The organism is Methanobrevibacter sp. DSM 116169 (genome assembly GCF_046197865.1).
Lineage (GTDB): Archaea > Methanobacteriota > Methanobacteria > Methanobacteriales > Methanobacteriaceae > JAHKLT01.
This window is the reverse complement of record NZ_CP166990.1, coordinates 1,047,103-1,066,846: the sequence shown is the minus strand read 5'-3', so window position 1 is coordinate 1,066,846 and position 19,744 is coordinate 1,047,103. Positions and strand designations below refer to the sequence as shown.

General features: G+C 26.1%; 19 protein-coding genes and 1 pseudogene. 19 read left to right on the top strand and 1 reads right to left on the bottom strand.

The window, feature by feature from the left end:
- Positions 1-111: 111 nt before the first annotated feature.
- From cofH to ACA134_RS05070, 12 genes are all read left to right on the top strand, one after another.
- Positions 112-1,230, top strand: coding sequence for a 5-amino-6-(D-ribitylamino)uracil--L-tyrosine 4-hydroxyphenyl transferase CofH (gene cofH, locus ACA134_RS05125; RefSeq protein WP_409199350.1), 1,119 nt, complete (start codon positions 112-114; stop codon positions 1,228-1,230).
- Between the two features lie 9 nt (positions 1,231-1,239).
- Positions 1,240-1,914, top strand: coding sequence for a diacylglycerol/polyprenol kinase family protein (locus ACA134_RS05120; RefSeq protein WP_409199349.1), 675 nt, complete (start codon positions 1,240-1,242; stop codon positions 1,912-1,914).
- A complete protein-coding gene (locus tag ACA134_RS05115) occupies positions 1,911-2,474 on the top strand; it encodes a thymidylate kinase (RefSeq protein ID WP_409199348.1) in 564 nt (187 codons plus the stop codon). Before ACA134_RS05120 ends, ACA134_RS05115 begins: the two co-directional genes overlap by 4 nt.
- A 12-nt stretch (positions 2,475-2,486) precedes the next feature.
- Complete coding sequence (locus ACA134_RS05110) at positions 2,487-3,158, top strand: nitroreductase family protein (RefSeq protein ID WP_409199347.1); 672 nt, start codon at positions 2,487-2,489, stop codon at positions 3,156-3,158.
- A 57-nt stretch (positions 3,159-3,215) separates the two neighbouring features.
- Entirely contained in the window at positions 3,216-4,916 is a 1,701-nt protein-coding gene (locus ACA134_RS05105) for an ATP-binding cassette domain-containing protein (RefSeq protein WP_409199346.1), read from the top strand.
- Position 4,917: 1 nt separating this feature from the next.
- The gene (locus tag ACA134_RS05100; RefSeq protein ID WP_409199345.1) at positions 4,918-5,316 is read left to right on the top strand and encodes a universal stress protein; all 399 of its coding nucleotides are present in this window, start codon (positions 4,918-4,920) and stop codon (positions 5,314-5,316) included.
- A 141-nt stretch (positions 5,317-5,457) separates the two neighbouring features.
- Positions 5,458-5,622 (top strand): 4Fe-4S binding protein, encoded by a 165-nt coding sequence (locus ACA134_RS05095; RefSeq protein WP_409199344.1) that lies wholly within the window; start codon positions 5,458-5,460, stop codon positions 5,620-5,622.
- A 3-nt stretch (positions 5,623-5,625) separates the two neighbouring features.
- Positions 5,626-6,807: an NAD(P)/FAD-dependent oxidoreductase gene (locus ACA134_RS05090; RefSeq protein WP_409199343.1), complete on the top strand. Its 1,182-nt coding sequence runs from the start codon at positions 5,626-5,628 to the stop codon at positions 6,805-6,807.
- A gap of 12 nt (positions 6,808-6,819) precedes the next feature.
- Complete coding sequence (galE, locus tag ACA134_RS05085) at positions 6,820-7,791, top strand: UDP-glucose 4-epimerase GalE (protein ID WP_409199342.1); 972 nt, start codon at positions 6,820-6,822, stop codon at positions 7,789-7,791.
- A gap of 1 nt (position 7,792) precedes the next feature.
- Positions 7,793-8,707, top strand: a complete 915-nt coding sequence (locus ACA134_RS05080; RefSeq protein ID WP_409199341.1) for a hypothetical protein — start codon at positions 7,793-7,795, stop codon at positions 8,705-8,707.
- A 114-nt stretch (positions 8,708-8,821) separates the two neighbouring features.
- Positions 8,822-10,237 (top strand): amidophosphoribosyltransferase, encoded by a 1,416-nt coding sequence (gene purF / locus ACA134_RS05075; protein ID WP_409199340.1) that lies wholly within the window; start codon positions 8,822-8,824, stop codon positions 10,235-10,237.
- Positions 10,238-10,246: 9 nt separating this feature from the next.
- Positions 10,247-11,494, top strand: a complete 1,248-nt coding sequence (locus tag ACA134_RS05070; RefSeq protein WP_409199339.1) for a peptidase U32 family protein — start codon at positions 10,247-10,249, stop codon at positions 11,492-11,494.
- Positions 11,495-11,514: 20 nt separating this feature from the next.
- Here the strand turns inward: ACA134_RS05070 and ACA134_RS05065 are convergent, their stop codons facing one another.
- A complete protein-coding gene (locus ACA134_RS05065; protein ID WP_409199338.1) occupies positions 11,515-12,924 on the bottom strand; it encodes a hypothetical protein in 1,410 nt (469 codons plus the stop codon).
- A 249-nt stretch (positions 12,925-13,173) separates the two neighbouring features.
- Between ACA134_RS05065 and ACA134_RS05060 the strand changes: the two genes are divergently transcribed.
- The 7 genes and pseudogenes from ACA134_RS05060 to ACA134_RS05030 all read left to right on the top strand — a co-directional run.
- Complete coding sequence (locus ACA134_RS05060) at positions 13,174-13,788, top strand: TetR/AcrR family transcriptional regulator (RefSeq protein WP_409199337.1); 615 nt, start codon at positions 13,174-13,176, stop codon at positions 13,786-13,788.
- Between the two features lies 1 nt (position 13,789).
- Positions 13,790-14,896: a DUF116 domain-containing protein gene (locus ACA134_RS05055; RefSeq protein WP_409199336.1), complete on the top strand. Its 1,107-nt coding sequence runs from the start codon at positions 13,790-13,792 to the stop codon at positions 14,894-14,896.
- Between the two features lie 9 nt (positions 14,897-14,905).
- Positions 14,906-15,700 carry a Ni-sirohydrochlorin a,c-diamide reductive cyclase ATP-dependent reductase subunit gene (cfbC, locus tag ACA134_RS05050; protein WP_409199335.1) on the top strand — a complete coding sequence of 265 codons (795 nt, stop codon included), beginning with the start codon at positions 14,906-14,908 and terminating at the stop codon, positions 15,698-15,700.
- Positions 15,701-15,866: 166 nt separating this feature from the next.
- Positions 15,867-16,949, top strand: a complete 1,083-nt coding sequence (locus ACA134_RS05045; RefSeq protein ID WP_409201070.1) for a Coenzyme F420 hydrogenase/dehydrogenase, beta subunit C-terminal domain — start codon at positions 15,867-15,869, stop codon at positions 16,947-16,949.
- Complete coding sequence (locus ACA134_RS05040; protein WP_409199334.1) at positions 16,950-17,975, top strand: M42 family metallopeptidase; 1,026 nt, start codon at positions 16,950-16,952, stop codon at positions 17,973-17,975. It abuts the gene before it with no gap.
- A gap of 174 nt (positions 17,976-18,149) precedes the next feature.
- Positions 18,150-18,503, top strand: a complete 354-nt coding sequence (locus ACA134_RS05035) for a hypothetical protein (protein WP_409199333.1) — start codon at positions 18,150-18,152, stop codon at positions 18,501-18,503.
- Positions 18,504-18,672: 169 nt separating this feature from the next.
- Positions 18,673-19,728 (top strand): annotated as a pseudogene (locus ACA134_RS05030) (transposase); the annotation flags it as partial.
- Between the last annotated feature and the right edge of the window lie 16 nt (positions 19,729-19,744).

Sequence of the window (19,744 nt, the reverse complement as noted above, 5' to 3'; positions counted from 1 at the left end):
TAAAGGTTTTTAAAATTTAATAGCTATTTTGCGATTAATTAAATAAAATTTAAATATTTAAATAGTTTAACCGATAATATTAAAATAATTATATTCATTCAGTGATAGATTATGTTTGATAAATTAGCTATTTCAGATAAAACTCAAAAAATTTTAGAAAAATCTATAGATGAAACTATTTCTAAAGAAGAAGCAAATCATTTAATTAATGTTCAAGGAACTGATTTGTTTGCATTAGTAGCTACAGCTGATTGCTTAAGACAAGACATTGTTGGTGATGATGTTACATTTATTAATAATTGTAATATTAATTTTACAAATGTCTGTACAGTTAAATGTGGTTTTTGTGCTTTTGCAAGAAATAAAGATGATAGTGATGCTTATATTTTAAATGATGAAGAGATTTTAAATAAAGCTTCAACTGCAGTTTCAAATGGTGCTCGTGAGTTTTGTTTAATGGGTGGTGTCTTAGAAAATGCTGATATTGAATATTATGAAGGTTTACTTAAGCTATTAAAAGATGAATTTCCAAAAGTTTCAATTCATGGATTTTCACCAACAATGATTTATGATGCAGCAGCTAATTCTGAAATGGGGATTGATGAATCTTTTAAAGTATTAAAAAAAGCAGGTTTAGATACATTACCTGGAACAGCTGCTGAGATTTTAACTGATAGATCTAGAAATTTAATTTGTCCTTCAAAAGTAGATGTAGCTATGTGGATTGATATTATTAAAACTGCTCATAAAAACGGAATTCCAAGTTCTGCTACAATGATGTATGGTCATGTAGAAGATTTATCAGAAAGAATAGAACATTTAGATATTTTAAGAAATATTCAAAAAGAAACTAATGGTTTTACAGAGTTTATTCCAATGACTTTTATGTATGAAAACTCTCCAATTTATAATGCTGGGCGTAAAAATTTGGGAGCAACTGGTACAGAGGATTTAAAGCTATATGCAGTATCTAGATTAATGTTAAGGGATTTAATCCCTAATATTCAAGTTTCATGGGTAAAAATGGGTTTTAGATTTGCACAAATTTCTTTAACAGCAGGTGCTAATGATCTTGGGGGAACTTTAGGTGGAGATGAATTATCTGAAGCTTCTGGTGCACCAGATGGAGTTGACACATCTATTGATAATTTGTGTGATATAATTCAAGATTTAAATAGGGTACCTTTAGAGAGAGATTCAAAATATATGGAATTTTACCCAAATATTTAAAGTGAAAAAATGGAATCTATTGATATTTTATTATTAGGATTTGTATATTTTTATGTTATTTTAATTTTTATAATCTCTGAGAAGGTATTAAATAGTAAAGACAATATTAGTCGTAAATTTATTCATATTATGGTTGGAAACATGATTTTTATCATGCCTTTTTTTACAGATCCAACTATAATGGTATATTATCTAACATTACCTATTACAATAGGAGCTTTTTTAATTTCAGATTATTCTCCAATTAAAATTAATAATGCAGTTTCTAATGCTGGGCATGGTTTAGGTCTTGTTTATTATGCTGGTGTTTGGACACTTTTAATATTTGTTTTTGGCCATAATTTATGGATTGTTGCATTAGCTATGGCTCCAATGGTTTATGGAGATGGTTTTGCATCTTTAATAGGTGAAAAATATGGTAAACATAAGTTCAGCCTAACAAAAGATATTAAATCACTTGAAGGATCTTTAGGAATGTTAATTATAACTATTTTAACAAGTTCTTTAATTTGGATTTTCTACTCATTTTTAAATTATCCAATTGGTGCATTTAATATAGCTATTATTTTAGTAATTAGTTTAATTGCAACAATTTCAGAAGCTTTAAGTTCTAAGGGATTAGATAATTTAATTGTACCTTTAATTTGTTCTTGTTTGTATTATTTAGCTACTGTGGTATTATGAAGTTTATTGTAATTGATGGGTTAGATGGAGCAGGAAAAGATACTCAAGCTCAATTAATTTATGAAGATTATAAAAATAAAGGATATAATGTTGTTTTAAGGTCTCATCCATCAATTGATACAAATTATGGTCGTAAATCTAAAGAAGCTTTACTTAAAACAGGAAAAATTAATCACTTAAAAGCTACTGTTTTTTATGGATTAGATGTAATATCATCAGTAAAAAAATATTTTAAAAAAGATGATATAGATATTTTAATCTTCTCAAGATATACACTAGCTGTTGTGTATTTACCTAATATAATTAATCTTATAATTTATAAAATTGTGTCAATTGCATTACCTGTATCTAATTATATGTTCTTCTTAGATGTTTCACCTGATGAATCTTTAAAAAGACTGTCTACAAGAGATGAAGCTGAAGAAATGTTTGAAAATAAAAAGGCACTCGTAAAAGCTCGAAATAAATCTTTAAATGTAATATATAATTGGAATATAATTGATGCTAATAGAGATCCACTTACAATAAATGAAGAAATTAAAAAATTAATTAAAGATTAAAAGGTTATTTTTATGAATTTAGATGAAGCTATAAAAAATAGACATTCCGTAAGAGAATATACTGATAAAAAAATTGAAGGTAATGTTAAAGAAGACCTTTTAAATATAATTGATGAGTGTAACAGAGAAAGTGGATTAAATATTCAACTTTGTTTAAATGAAAAAGATGCATTTAATAATGGTCTTTTTGCAAAATTTGGAATGTTTAAAAATGTTAATAATTATATAGCTATTGTAGGACGTAAAACTAAAAATTTAGATGAGCTATCAGGATATTATGGTCAGAAGATTGTTTTAAAAGCAACACAATTAGGACTTGATAGTTGTTGGGTAGCATTAACATATAGTAAAAGTAATGTTAATGCAGAAATTAAAGATAAAGAAAAACTTGTAATTGTAATAGCTATTGGTTATGGTGTTACTCATGGAAATCCTCGTAAATCAAAAGCTATTAGTGAATTAACTGATTTTAAAGGTGAAATGCCTTCATGGTTTAAAGAAGGTTTAATAGCTGCACAACTTGCACCTACAGCTACAAATCAACAAAAATTCAAATTAAATTTAATTGATGATGATAAAGTTAAAATAAGTACTTCTTTTGGATTTTATAATAAAATTGATCTTGGAATAGTTAAATATCACTTTGAAATAGGTGCAAAAGAAAAAGATTTTTCATGGATTTAAAGTTTTTTAATAAGAAAATACATATAATAAATTTAAGTAAAGTAGTAGGTTTTTTTAATGATAAAATTAGAGAATGTTTATAAATCTTATACATTAGATGATGGTAATGAAATTCAAGCTATTAAAGATATTAATCTTGAAGTAAAAGGAGGAGAAATTTTAGGAATCATTGGTAAAAGTGGTTCTGGTAAATCTACATTACTTAGAGTTTTAAGAGGAGTTGAACAAATTGATAGTGGTACGATTACTATTGATGATATTTCTGTAAAAGGAGATTCAACTCAACTTTATTATAATATGTTAAAAAAGAAAACAGCTATTCATCTTCAAAGATCATTTGGTCTTTGGCCAGAGACAGTTCGTGAAAACATTTTAAGAAAACTCTATGGTACAATGTATAATGATGAAGCTATGACTGATTTTGATGAAGCAGAAAGTATGTTTGGATCTGAAGTTGATAAGATTTTAGAACTTGTATCATTAACAGATAAATCTGACCATTATGCTCCTGTATTAAGTGGAGGAGAAAAACAAAGACTTATTATGGCAAGACAACTTGCTAAAAAACCAAAAGTTCTACTTCTTGATGAACCTGCAACAATGGCATGTCCAAAAACAAAACAAGAAATTTTAAATGCAGTAAAAAAGATTAATAAAGAACTTAATATTACTGTTGTTATTGTATCACATTTACCTGAAGTTCACAGATATTTAGCAGATAGAGTTTTACTAATGGAAGATGGTGAAATTACTAAAGAAGGAAATGCTAATGAAATTACTGATGAATTTTTATCTGAAATGGATGATATTGTTGATATTGAAAATATAGCTACAGATAAAGATTTAATTGATATTAAAGATGTTAATAAAAGATTTTTCCTTTTAACTGGGGGAGAAGTTTTACAAATTGAAGATATTAATTTTAAAGTTAAAAAAGAAAATATTTTATCTTTAATAGGTCCTAGTGGTGCAGGTAAAACTGTTTTACTTCGTTTAATGGCAGGTCTAGATTATCCAGATAGTGGTGAAATTACCTATAAACTTAATGATGAATGGATAGGTATTGATTTACCTGGGATTAATAGGATGAAAATCAGATCAAAATTAGGTTTCATGCATCAAGAATTTGCACTATCTCACTATGCAACAGTACTTGATCAATTATCTGTTAAATTAGGTTATAAAAATCAAGATATAGTTAAAAATGCACGTAAAAAAGCAGAAGAAATTGGTCTAAAAGATGAATTACTTGATTCATTATATTTACTTATTGATTTACCAGAAAGTGAAGCAAGAGCTCGCTTGGAACAAATTGGTTTAATGCCAGATATACTTGATGAACTTTTCCCTAAGTTTCCAGAATCAGCTACAAAAGAAGCAGTTAAAGATATTTTTGAAAAGTTAAATTTACCAATGGAGATTTTAAATCGTAAATCATATGAGCTATCAGGCGGACAAAAAGTTCGTGTAATGCTTGCATTAATTTTAGTTTCTAATCCAAATATTTTACTTTTAGATGAACCATTTGGAGATTTAGATCCAATAACATTAAGAACTGTTACTAATTCTTTAAAAACTATTTCTTCTGAATATGAAATTACAACAGTGATGGTTTCACATAATACTGAATTTATAAAAGAATTAAGTAATAGATGCATCTTCATGGATGATGGAGTAATAATAGAAGATGGTGAAACTGAAGAAATCGTAAATAACTTTATAGAATTTTGTAAAGCAGATTATTTAATTGAGGATTAATATGTTTGAAAATATTATGGTTCCTGTTGATGGATCAGAATATAATGATAAAGCTATTGAAGTAGCTATTGAAATGGCTTCTAAATTCTATTCTAAAATAATAGCTGTACATATTTTAAGTGATAATTCTATAAACTCATATTTTGATGAAGAAGACAAAGGTAATGAAATATTAGCTAATGTGACTTTAAAAGCTAAAGAGAAAAATATTGATGTAATAGAACATCTTATTACTGGAGATCCTTTAAGAGATATGAGAACAGTTATTCGTAAATCTAATGCTGATTTGGTTGTTATTAGCTCTCATGGAAGTGATGGATCTAAATCAGAAAACATTTTAGGAAGTGTTGTTGAGAGAGTCTTAAAAAGTTCTGAAATTCCAGTACTTCTTATAAAATAATTTTTTTTAATTTTCTTATTTTTTTAAAAATAAATTTTACTTAAACAATTAACTAGGAACTTTTAACTAGTTTTTTACATAGTTTTAAATAATATAAAAACAAATTTCTTTATATTATTATTGTTTAATTAAGGAGATAATATGATAGTTAAAGATTGGTGTTCATATTGTGGCGAATGTGCTGGTGTTTGCCCAAAAAATTTAATTGAAGTAAAAGAATATTCTTTGGTTATTAATGGCGAAGAATGTGCTAGTTGTGAAATTTGCTTAAAAGCTTGTCCTTTAAAGGCATTAGAGAAGGAATAAATCATGATAGAAACAGATATTTTAGTTATTGGAGCAGGACCTGCTGGTTCTACAGCTGCAAAACATGCAGCTATGGGTGGAGCAAAAGTTATTTTAATGGATAAAAAGTCTGAAATTGGATCTCCTAAAAGATGTGCTGAAGGAGTTTCAAATAATGGATTAGAAAACCTTGGTATTACACCAGATCCTAGATTTGTTGCAAAAGAAATTGATGGTTGTAGATTAGTTTCACCTGATGGAACTGATGTATGGCTTACAAAAGAAGAAATTGATCTTCCAGAAGCAGGATATTGCCTTGAAAGAAAAGTTTTTGATAAATTTATGGCTATGGATGCAGCACGTGAAGGTGCAGAAATTAAAATCAAAACATTAGCTAAAGATGTTAAAAAAACTGATGATGGTTTTATTGTTACATGTGAAAGCATGGGTAAATTATTTGATATTAAAGCTAAAATTATCATCGCTGCTGATGGACCAGAATCTCATGTTGCTCGTTGGGCTGGACTTAAAGCTTCCACTAAAGCAAAAGATATGGAATCAGGTATTCAGTTTGAAATGTGTGGAGTAGAATTTGAAAGAGAAAACATCATTGAATTTTATTTTGGTTCATGTGCACCTGGTGGTTATGCATGGATTTTCCCTAAAGGTGATGATATAGCTAATGTTGGTTTAGCTGTAATTGCTCCAGAAACAGATAAAACAGCTTATGAACACTTAGAAGAATTTGTAGCTAATTGTCCTGCTACTCAAAATGCTCAAGCAGTTGAGCTTAATGTTGGTGGAGATCCTGTAGGTGGAATTGTTAAAGAAATTTATGGAGATAATATCTTAGTTTGTGGAGATGCAGCAGGTCAAGTAAATCCATTAACTGGTGGAGGAATTATTAGTGGTATGAATGGTGGAATGCATGCTGGTAAGGTAGCTGCTCAAGCTGTTAAATCTGGTGATTGTTCTAAAAAATCTTTAAAAGAATATGAAACAATTGTTCAAAAAGAAATTGGTAAAGATATTGATAAATATTTAAAAGTTAAAGATTATGCACAATCTTTATCTGATAAAGAATTAGATGAAGTAGCTCATGCTTTCCAAAATGTCAGCTTTGAAGAATTATCTACAACTGAAATTGTTAAAAATTTAGTTAAAGTATCTCCTAAAGCATTACTTAAACTTGGAAAATTAATTTAAGGTGTTAATTAGATGATATTGGTAACTGGTGGAGCCGGCTATATAGGTTCTCACACTAATAAAGCTTTAAATAAAGCAGGTTATGATACAGTTGTATTAGATAATCTAGCTAAAGGTTATGAAAGCTTTGTTAAATGGGGAGAATTTGTTAATGGTGATATTGGTAGCTATGATGATTTAAAAAACCTCTTTAATTTATATGATATTGAAGGAGTTATTCATTTTGCTGCCTTCTCTTCAGTTGCAGAATCAGTCGAACATCCAGCAATGTATTTAAAAAATAATTATAAAAACACCTTAAATCTTTTAAAAGTTATGAGAGAGTTTTCAATAGAAAATTTTATCTTCTCATCAACTGCAGCGGTTTATGGTAATCCTAAGAAGACACCAATTTCTGAAAACCACGAATTAAAACCAATTAATCCTTATGGTCAATCTAAATTTATTGTTGAGCAGGCATTAGAGCGTGAAAAAGCTAAAGAAAATTTTAACTATGTTTCTTTAAGATATTTTAATGCTGCAGGTGCTGATTTTGATTTAGAAATTGGGGAGTTACATGAACCTGAAACTCATTTAATTCCATTAATTTTAGATGCAGCTATTGGTAAAAGAAATAGTATCTCTATTTATGGAGATGATTATAATACTCCAGATGGAACATGTATTAGAGATTATATACATGTAAATGATTTAGCAGATGCACATATAAAATCTTATGAATATTTACTTAAAAATAAAGAATCCAATATCTTTAATTTAGGTAATGGTAATGGTTTTTCTGTTAAAGAAGTTATTGATACATGTAAACGTATTACAAATGTTGATTTTAATGTTGAAATTGCTCCAAGACGTGATGGAGATCCTGATACATTAATAGCTGATTTTAAAAAGATCAATGATACTTTAAATTGGCAAACAGAATATGATCTTGATACTATAGTTGAATCTGCATGGAATTGGCATAAAAAAATTAATCGTGATTAACATGGATGAAAATCCTGATAAAAAAATAGATCTTAGGATAATTGTTGAAAATTTAGAAATTGCAGAGACAATAGCTAAATCTATTACTCATTTTGATTATGAAGAAAAATATAATATTATTATTTCTTCTATTATTCCAACATATAATATTGAAATTGTTAAAAATGCTGCAAATGGTGCAGATATTATATTGATTGGATCATATGGTTATAATAATAATTATACTTTACTTTTTAATGAATTAAATAATGATTTTAATAATGTTGAGATTTTAAATTTTGAAAATATTGATTTTAATAATTTAGAAATTATAGAAAGTGAAATAAAAAATTCTATTATAAAAGTAGGATTATCATTTTCATTAAATAATTTAAAAATTGATTCAATTAAAAAGAGTCTTGAAGATGTAAGTATTAAAAATAATGATCTTTTAAGTGAAAATGAGAAACTCTTACAAGAAAATCATAAATTTAAATCAGACAATATAGATTTAACAGGTCAAATTTCTAAACTTCATTCTGATTTAGATGAGATAAAATCTGAATTTTCAAATTTTAAATCTAGATTTAATGATATAAGAAATAAATATATTTTAGAAATTTATAATTTAGATGATTTATCAATGGAACTTTTTGATGGAGAGACAATTGATAATGAAAAAATTGTTATAGCTACAAATAAATTTAAACCAGAAGATATTATTGTAGGTCAAGGTTTTATTGGAGCAAAATCAAAAGAAATAGCTATTGATTGGTTAAAAATTGTAAAAACAGCTTTGATATTTTTAGAAGATTCTGAAGATGAACTTAAAAATGAATTAGGATCTAATAGTTCTAATATAATTGAAACAGATGATGAATCTCAAGATAATGATAGCTATGATATTCCTGAAACATTTGGTAATTTTTGGAAATGAAATAATTTAATTTTTTTTATATATTTGAAGGGTAAATTTATTAATAATTTGAAACTTAATATTTAATTAATGCTTATTAAAAAAGTATTATATTTTTAAAATGGAGCTTAAAAATTGAAAGATAAATGCGGTATTGTAGGAATTCATTCAAAAGATAAGTCTAATGATATTTCTTCAAAAATTTATTATTGTTTATATGCTTTACAGCATAGAGGTCAAGAATCAGCAGGAATTGCAACTCATAATCAATTAAAAGGCATAAATTATTATTGTGGTATGGGTTTAATTACTGATGTTTTTAAAAATTATGAAATAAATAAACTTGATGGTAGTGTTGGAATAGGTCATGTAAGATATTCCACTACAGGTGAATCTAAACTTGAAAACTGCCAACCTTTTGTTACTAGTTTTAATAATGGTTTTATAGCTGTTGCTCATAATGGAGATATTATTAATGCTCATTTAATAAGAGAACAATTAATTAATGAAGGTTGTGAGTTTAAATCTGATGCTGAAAGTGCAGATTCTGAAGTTGTCTGTACATTACTTAAAAAAGAATTTAATAAAAATAGAGATATTATTGAATCTTTAAAATCAGTAACAGATGTTTTAATGGGTTCATATTCTTTAGTTATTTTAATTAATGGAGATTTATATGTTGTAAGGGATCCTGCTGGAATGAAACCATTAGCTATTGCTCAAAAAGATGATGAATATATTGTTGCATCAGAAACAGTTGCATTTGATGTAATAAATGCAAAATTCATAAGAGATGTTGAACCTGGTGAAATAATCTTCTTTAAAGATGATAAAATTAATAGTGTAATGTTAGATTCAGCTAATAACACTAAAAAATCTCATTGTATGTTTGAATATGTTTATTTTGCAAGACCTGATAGTACAATTGATGGTAAAAATGTATACCAAACAAGAGTAAATATGGGTAAAGCTTTATTTGATGAATTTCCAATCGATGCTGATTTAGTTGTACCTGTTCCAGATTCATCTATTCCTGCGGCTATTGGTTATTCAAGAGCATCTGGTATTCCATATGGTGAAGGATTAATTAAAAATAGGTATGTAGGGCGAACATTTATTATGCCTACTCAAGAAGAAAGAGAACTTGCAGTTAAACTTAAAATTAATCCAATGAAAGAAGTCTTAAAAGATAAAAGGATTGTTTTAATAGATGATAGTATTGTAAGAGGTACAACATCAGAATCATTAATTCAAGTTGTAAAAGAAGCAGGTCCTAAAGAAATTCATTTTTTAGTCGCTTGTCCACCAGTTATCGCTCCATGTTATTATGGTGTAGCTATGGCATCTAAAAATGAATTAATAGCTGCTAATAATACTACTGAAGAGATTAAAGAAAAATTAGGAGTTAATTCTCTTCATTATATCTCAGAAGATGCACTGATTAAATCTATTGGTATAGATAAAAATGATCTATGTTTAGGTTGTATTAATGAGGAATATCCAACAGAAATTCCAGATAACCTTGATCCTGAAACATATTACAAATTTTAATTGATTTAAATGGTAGAATTACTTGCTCCATCAGGAAATTTTATTTCACTAAGAGCTGTTTTAGAAAATGGTGCAGATTCTACATACATTGGCCTAAATGATTTTAATATGAGGGCTAATGCAAATAATTTTTCTATTTTTGATTTAAAAAAAGTCACTTCAATAGCTCGTGAATATTCATCTAAAGTATATCTATGTTCTAATGTGATTATGAAAGAAGAAGATGTTAAAACTTTTTTAAAATTACTACCTGAAATTGCATCATCTGATATAAATGGAATCATATTAGCTGATATTGGTTTAATTGAAGATGTAGTATCCCACGGCATGGAAGCTCATATTAGTGTACAAGAGAATGTATCAAACTCATTAACACTTAAATCATTAAAAAAACTTGGTGCAAAAAGAGCTATTTTATCTAGGGAATTATCATTAAATGAAATTAAAGAAATAGCTAGTAAATCTCCAATTGAAACAGAGATTTTTATTCATGGTGCAATGTGTATGGCTATATCAGGTAGATGTTTTTTGAGCTATGGATTATATAATAGAAGTGCAAATTGTGGAGATTGTCTACAACCATGCCGTAAAATGTGGACTTTGAAATTTGAGGAAAACTCTGAAGATCTAGTTAAAAATACTTCAAATATTACTAATGAAGAGTTTATTATTTCTGAGTCCTTTGATGATAGTTATAGAACTAATTTCTTCTCACCACAAGATATGGCAATGATTGAACACATTCCAGAATTGATTGATTCTAAAGTAGATGCTTTTAAAATTGAAGGAAGGTCACGTGCACCTGATTATTCAGCTACTGCAACTAAAATGTATAGAAAAGCTATTGATAGTTATTTAAAAAATCCTGAAAACTATAGCTATAATCCTAAATGGATGGATGAGCTATCTTCTGTATTTAATAGAGGTTTTGATACCGGATTTTACTTTTTTAAACCATATAAAACAAGTGAAAATAATCAATCTAAGTTTGTTAAAAAAGACATAGGTAAAGTAGTTAATTATTATTCTAAAATCAATGTAGCTGAGATAAAAATATGGGATGATTTAGTAATTGGTGATGAGATAATGATTCAAGGTGAGACAACAGGATCAATTAATCAAAAAATTAATTCTATAGAAATTGATAAAAAACAAGTTGAAAAAGCTTCAAAAGGTCAAAATATAGCTATTTTAATGGATAATAAAGTTAGAGAAAATGATTTTGTTTATAAGTTAATTAAAAGGAATGAGATTTAAAAAAATAAGAAAAGAAGATATTAATCTTCTGAATATTCATAGTCTTTAAAGTGTTCTTCTATAATATCCCCAATGAGTTTTTCAAGAATTGGACCTCTTACTTCAAGAATTGATTCTAAAAGTTCTTCATAAGTTTTATCTGGAAGAAAACTAATTTCTCTTTGGATTTGTTTAATTGTTTTAACTTGTCCCATGTTATTACCTATATTTTTGTTAAATATATTATTTAAATTTTTTTTTCTTTTAAAAAATTGGTGGTTAATTTCAGGATTAAAATATTGTTTCTTTTTTGTCCAAATAAAACCATCTTCTTTTGTAATAATTGCAACATCTATATCTCCACCTACAGTTTCTAAGCCTTCTTGAACTTTTCTTTTAAGAGAAGTTATATGGATTAATGATTCACAAAAATGACTTAATTCTTCTATAGGTAATGCACCTACATATGGCTTTAATTCATTATATGATTTCTCTTTTTCAAGTTGAAAATAAGTATCTATCATATGTTCTGAAACTGTTTCCTTATTTACAATGTCAGTTATGGTTTCTCTTATTTTAATTGTTAATTTATCATTTTTTATTGTTTTTTCTAAAGAATTTATTAATGCTTTAGAAAATATTTTTAACATTGATTTCATAAAAATTTTTATATTTTCATCTGTTTGATAATTATGTCCAGTTAAGAATGTATCTTTTTCATCTCTTTGTGCAAATGGAACTATTTCAACTTCACTTGGTTTTAGTTTGACTGTTTTTATTCTTTTAAATTCAAATTTCATATCATATAAATGCAATAAACTTAGTTCACAATATGAAGGCATTAATTCATCGACATTAAAACCTGCTATTACTATACCTGTTTCTGATGTTAGGTAGAAATCTATTAAAAATTTCTTTTCGAATAAATTAGATTGATTTTCATTATTAAAAAGTTCATTAGATAATTTTTTCATATAATTTTTAATAATCTGCTGTTTATCATTAAGATTATCATTAATAAATGAAGAGCAAATATCATTAGGAATTTCACTACTTTCTTCTTTAATTGATTTTAAAGCGCAATTAATAGTTTCATATTTAAAAAAATTAATCATATCTGTTTTAAAACACTCTAACTTATATTCAATAGATGTATTTTGTGGATTTTGCTTTTGAATTATACTTAAATAATCTTTAAATTCTTTTTCTATTTTTTTAATTGTATTTATTTTGTTAAAATCTGTTTTTTCTTTAAAATCACTAATCAATGATTCTAATGGAATTCCTATAAAATCTGATGTATTATATATCATCATTCCCATTGGTGGATTATTTGATATCATGAATAATTTATTTACACCTTGATATGTCTTGTTATTTTCTAGAGTTACTACACTGTCTGATGATAATGCTATTGCACTTGGGGTCATTATTAGTATTTCTGAAGTCATTTTATCACCAATTTTTAATATATTTTTTATTATTTAATAAGCTTTTTAATGAGCATTTGAAGATTATTATTTATTGTTTTCTTAAATAATTTATTTTTACTTAATTATTTAGTTCTAAATACTAAATTTATCTTTAATTAATAATTTTACTTGAATTCATCAATTTTATTTTTCTTAACTAACAACTGTTAGTTTTATATACTTTGAAGTAAATAAGTTATACTAACAAGTGTTAGTCAAAGGTTTAAAATGAAAGAAATTACTACAAAGATGAAAATATTCAATATTTCACTAGATTTATTCTCAGAATTTGGATATAATGAAGTTACAATTAGAAAAATAGCTTCCAATGTTGGGATTAAAGAAAGTTCAATTTATAATCATTATTCAAATAAAGAAGCTATTTTAGATGATATATTTGATTATTTTATAAGTAATATGAAAGAAACTGAAATCTCAAATGATGAGTTCAGTTATTTACTTAAAAAAGATCCAAGTAAGCTCTATAATATTGGTTCTGAAAATATTAAAAAACAATTTATGAAAGTTAAAATGCAAAAAATATTAAGATTAATCTTTATTGAAATGTTTAGAAATGAAAAAATCAAAAAATTCTTTAAATGTGAAATTATGGATGAACCAATTGAATTTTGGACATTATTTTATAAAACATTAATAGATGAAAAGGTTTTAATTGATACAGATCCTCGTCAACTTGCAAAATATTACTATGAATATGGATTATTTAAAATGTATAAGGTAGCTATAATTGATTATCCTAAGGAAAATGATTTTGAAGAAGTTTTTAATGATATTGAAAACTATTTTATATTTTTATTAAATGCTAATTTGAGGCAGGATTAAAATGAGTGTAAATATCACTTATAATATTCAAGATGAAAATTATCTAAAAGATTTAGATGAATTTACTAATTTAATTGTTGATGAATCTAAAGATTGTTTAAAAGATATAATTAATGATTATGAAAGATTTATAGATTTAAATAATTATATAAACCCTAATTATAAAGAATTTTTACTTGAAGCAATAAGTTTAGGAATATTATGGAAAAATTATTCTAAAAATGCAGTTAATTTAAATCCTGTAATATCATTTACATTATCTAAATTATCATATTTAAGAGATAATAATTTAAAAACTTTAGTTGATCCGGTTAAAGGTTATTTATTAACAAAATATTACTTTAATGAAAGTGATAAAGTTGAAATTTCTATTAAAAACTTAAATAAACTTATAGTATTTTTAAAATCTTCTGGTGAATATAATCAATCAATAAAACACTTAAATAATTGGTATAATTTTTTAAAATCATTAGATGATAATAAATTTAATAGCTATTTTAAAACAATTCAAGATTTTACAGATTTTTTTATTTTAAAATCAAATAGCTATTTTCATAAATACACTAAAAATATTAATGAGTTTTTAGATGAAAATGAAGATAGTCATATCAACAAGGAAGACATATTTTTTATTAAAAAAACTGAATCAGAATATCATTTAAACATCTTTGCATCTGAAATTATGAATCAAGTATATGAAACTAAGTTTATAGATTCTCACTATGTAGATATATTAGTTCCAACTTGCATGAAAATTAAAAATTCTAAATGTTTAGCTCAAAAAAATAAAACAGGTTTAAAATGCACATCATGTAATAAAAACTGTAATATTGGCAAAATTAATTTTAAAAATAAATACATAATATCTCATTCATCAAAAATACTTAAAAACTATTCTAAAAATGATAAAAAAAATTTAGGTATTGTTGGAATAAGTTGTATTAGCAATTTAATAGAAGGTGGATGGAAATTAAGTTCTGATAAGATCCCCTCACAATGTGTAGCACTAGATTATGCATCATGTAAAAACCATTGGGATTGTGATAGATTTGAAACTAATATTGATTTAAATAAATTAAATAAAATATTAAATAATAGAAATGACTAATGTGATTTAATGACAAAAAGAATAGCTATTTATGGAAAAGGAGGAATTGGAAAAAGTACAACTGTATCAAATATTGCAGCTATTTATGCAGATATAGGTAAAAAAGTACTTGTAATTGGATGTGATCCTAAAGCAGATACAACAAGAACACTAGTTCACAAAAGAATTCCAACAGTTGTAAAAACTCTAAGTAAAAATAAAAATCCTCAAATAGAAGACTTGATATTTTCTGGTTATAAAGACATTAAATGTGTTGAAAGTGGAGGACCAGAACCTGGAATAGGTTGTGCAGGCCGTGGTGTTATAGTAGCTATGAAAAGACTTGAAAATTTGGAAGTTTTAACTCAAAAATTTGATGTAATCATCTATGACGTCCTAGGAGATGTTGTATGTGGTGGATTTTCAGTTCCTCTAAGAGAAAAATATGCTGATGAAACATTTATTGTAACATCAGGAGAATTTATGTCATTATATGCAGCTAATAATATATCACGTGGAATTTTAAAATTAAAAAGCAAACTATCAGGTATTATTTTAAATTCTAAAGGAATTGAAAATGAGGAAGAAATTGTCTCAGAATTTTCTTCTTTAATTAATACTAATGTAATTGGTAAAATAAGTAGAAGTGATTTAATTCAAAAAAGTGAGATAGATGCAAAAACTGTTGTTGAAAAATTTCCAAATTCCACTGAAAGAGAAGAATATTACACTTTAGCTAGTGATATTTTAGAAAATGATAACTATTCTATCCCTAAACCTTTAGAAGACGAAGTTTTAGAAGATTTCTTTAAACAATTTATTTAATTTTTTCTTTTTTTAATTTTTTAACAAAAAGTATTTTAATATTAAAATACATAATTATTATTGATAATTTATCTTATAATTTAAAAATTTTTTAATTTTAATAATTATATCTTGTAATTATTCAAGTATTTTATTTTTTAACTAGTTACATTTTAGAGGTGATTTTATATCAGATAATAAGACAGCTATGGTTGGAACTCCTTGTCAAGTTTTAGCAGGAGAGAAGATTAATAGATATGAAAATGAAACTGGTGGATCTCCAATTGATGTTAAGATTGGTTTATTCTGCATGGAAAACTTTTCATATTCATATCTTGAGAAATTTTTAAAAGAAAATGATATTGCATTATTTGAAGTTAAGGATTTTAAAATTGAAAATGGATTTTTCATAGCTAATTTAATAGATGGAAATGTTTTTAAAGTTCCATTATCACAAACTGAACCTTTTACACGTAAAAATTGTGAAGTATGTACAGATTATACAGCTAATAGTGCAGATATTTCAGTTGGTTCTGTTGGATCTTCTAAAGGTTATTCAACAGTTATTGTTAGAACTAAAAAGGGTCAAGAGATTATTGAAGGATGTATTAAAAAAAGATATATTGAAATTGATAAACTTTCTGATAAAGGCCATGATTTACTTGAAAAGATTTCTAATAAGAAAATTTCAAAAAATCTTAAAAATATAGCTAAAAGAGAAAGTATTTCAAGACCAGTTTTATCTAAGCGAAATCTTAGTGAAGAAGAATTCTACAAAGAATCTGAGAACTGTCATTTTGATAATTTAGAAGCTGATGTAATTAGTGTTGGTTCTTGTGTTCTTTGTGGTGCTTGTGAATATGTATGTCCTGAAGATATTATAAAAATTGATGATAGAAAACCTGTTAAGAAAGGTGAATGTCTTGAAGAATGTCATGCATGTTATTTTGCTTGTCCTAGAACTTTTGTAAGTAATGAAATATATGATGATGATATTGATGAGAATCCTTTAGGAAATTATTTAAGGATATTTCAAGCTAAATCTAATGCTGTAATAGGCCAAGATGGTGGTGTTGTAAGTTCAATACTTATATATTTACTTGAAAATAATATAGTAGATGATGTTTCAATTGTAGGCCAAGATGTTAATAAATCATGGAAACCATACTCTTATCTTACTCCAAATGTAGAAGATGTTGTTGCAGCTAGTGGAACAAAATACAGTACTGTTCCTATAGGTTTTAAAGCTTTAAATGAAAAAGGTGATTAAATGAAATTAATGAAAGAATTATCTCTTACACCAGGAATTTCTGGTTTTGAAGGAGAAATAGCTAAAATTTTAAAAAGAGAATTAAAAGATTCTGCTGATAGTATTGAAGAAGATACTATGGGAAATGTAATAGCTACTAAAAAAGGAGAAAAAAAAGCTCCTTCTATTATGCTTGCATCTCACATGGATGAAATTGGTTTAATGGTTAGATTTATTGATAAAAAGGGATTTATTAAATTTTCTACAATTGGGGGAATTAATGATCAAATGTTAATGAATCAAGCTGTTACAATTCATACTGAAAAAGGAGAAATTAATGGAGTAATTGGTTCTAAACCTCCTCATATTACAAAACCATCTGAGAGAAATAAAGTTGTAAAAGCTGAAGATATGTTTATTGACATTGGTGCATCTAGTAATAAAGAAGCATTAGAAATGGTTTCAATTGGAGATCCAATTACATTTAAATCTTACTTTGAAGAGTATTCAAATGATTTAATAATGGGTAAAGCATTAGATAACCGTGTAGGATGCTATGTAATGATGGAAGTCTTTAAAAGAGTAGATACTCGAGCTACTGTATATGGTGTTGGAACAGTTCAAGAAGAAGTAGGGCTTAAAGGTGCTAAAACATCAGCTTATAAACTTAATCCAGATATGGCAATAGCACTTGATGTAACATTATCAGGTGACCATCCAGGAATTAAACCAGATGAGGCACCAGTAAAAGCAGGTGAAGGTCCAGCTATTGTACTTGTTGATGCAGGTGGACGTGGTATTATTACACCTAAAGTAATTAGGGATTTACTAACTAAAGCAGGCGATGATAACGATATTCCATATCAACTTGAAGTTAGTGATGGTGGAACAACTGATGGAACTGCAATACATTTAACAAAAGAAGGTATTCCAACAGGTGTCTTATCAGTTCCAACTAGATATATTCACACTCCTGTAAGTGTTTGTAGTTTTAAAGATATTGAAGCTACTATAAATTTAATTGTTGAAGCTATAAATTCTTTATAGCTATTTCATTTTTATTATTTTTATTTTTTTAAATAATATTTTAAATTATTAAAAACATATTATTCATAGTTAAAATATTATAAAAATATTTAACTAAATTAAGGAGGTTTTTGCTTGAATAATAATTTTAAGAAGTTTTTTATATTTTCATTATTTTTAATAATGTTTATATCAATGTCTTCAGTTTCAGCAGCTGAATGGCAAGTAGATAATAATAATTATACTTCAGTCATTGCTAATGATGCTAATGATGGGGATATAATAGAATTTTTATCAGGAAATTATGAAACTGATTCTACAATTAATATTAATAAAGAATTAACTTTAAAAGCGAATGGTGAAGTTAATTTAAGTGCAAAAGGAAATTTTAATGTTTTATCAATTTCTAAATCTAATGTTGAAATTAATGGATTTAACATTATAGGAGTAGAATCGCCTGTAGGTTATGCAGGAATTTATTTAGCTGGTACAAGTCCACTTTCAAATATTACAATTTATAATAATCATATTAGTAATATAGGGTTCTAGAAATTTTATAATTTTTCAGTACTTTTACTTTCTTATTTTTCCATATTGATTATAATTCTATGGTTCTTTTTTTATAGTACTCTTGAATTATTTTTTTTAATAAAAAAGGGTCTTTTATAACTATACAATTTAAATACTATGAGTAACAAATAATTATTTGGCGATAATAATGTTACCTAGTTTAAATGTAAGTAAAAAAGACCCTAAGTATAAGTTGTTGGCTAAAATATTTAAATATATCGATTCTGAAATTTCAATGCAAATTTATGCTCGAAATAATGTTAAAAACATTAAAATGATGATAATTTGTATAAAAATTATTTTTACAGGTTTATATTTTGATTATCCAGTTACTAAAGTTGTTGATGAGTTAAATAAGAATAATAAATTGAAAAATTTTTTAAGTATTGAAGATGAAATTCCTAGTTCTGATCAAGTTTTCGAATATGTTAGTCGATATTCTGATATACAATTCTGTAATATTGTAAACAGTATATTAAATAGGCTTAATAAACCAAACAGACGAATAAATAATAAATATATTGTTGATGCAACACCAGTAGAGTGTGATATTAACCATATTCGAAAATACATTAGTTTGGAAAAATTAGAAAAATTAAAATTAAAATGGGGTTATTCCACTACAAAAGGCAGTTTCATAGGATTTAAAGTAACAGTAGTCTTAAATGAAGAAACATTATGTCCTGTCTCCATTTTAATCCATCCAGGAGCACCACACGATTCTAAACTTTTCGAACCTATTTTAAAAGAACTCAAAAGAAGACGAATAATCAAACACAAAGACATAATATTATTCGACAGAGGATACTACTCATACAAAAACTATTTAATAGGAATTAACCAATACAAAATCATCCCAATGATATTTCCAAAAACTTACTTCAAAATCGAAAAACTAAACAACCTAATATCCTACCCACTAGACGTATTTAAACCAACAAAGAACAAAAATCAAACTAAAAAACTATTCCAAAGCATTAAAAACATATTAATACACATGCTAAGTAACTGGAAAAATTACAAACCCATACGTGGAAAAATAGAAGATTTTTTTAAAATAAGCAAAAATGCATTCGGATTAGGAAAATTACACAAATACACACAAAAATCAGTCAACAAAACAATATATTTATCCATATTATTAACAACAATAACCATACAAGAAGGATACAACACAAAAACAAAAATGCAACAAATAGCAGAAGGAAACCTAGAACAAC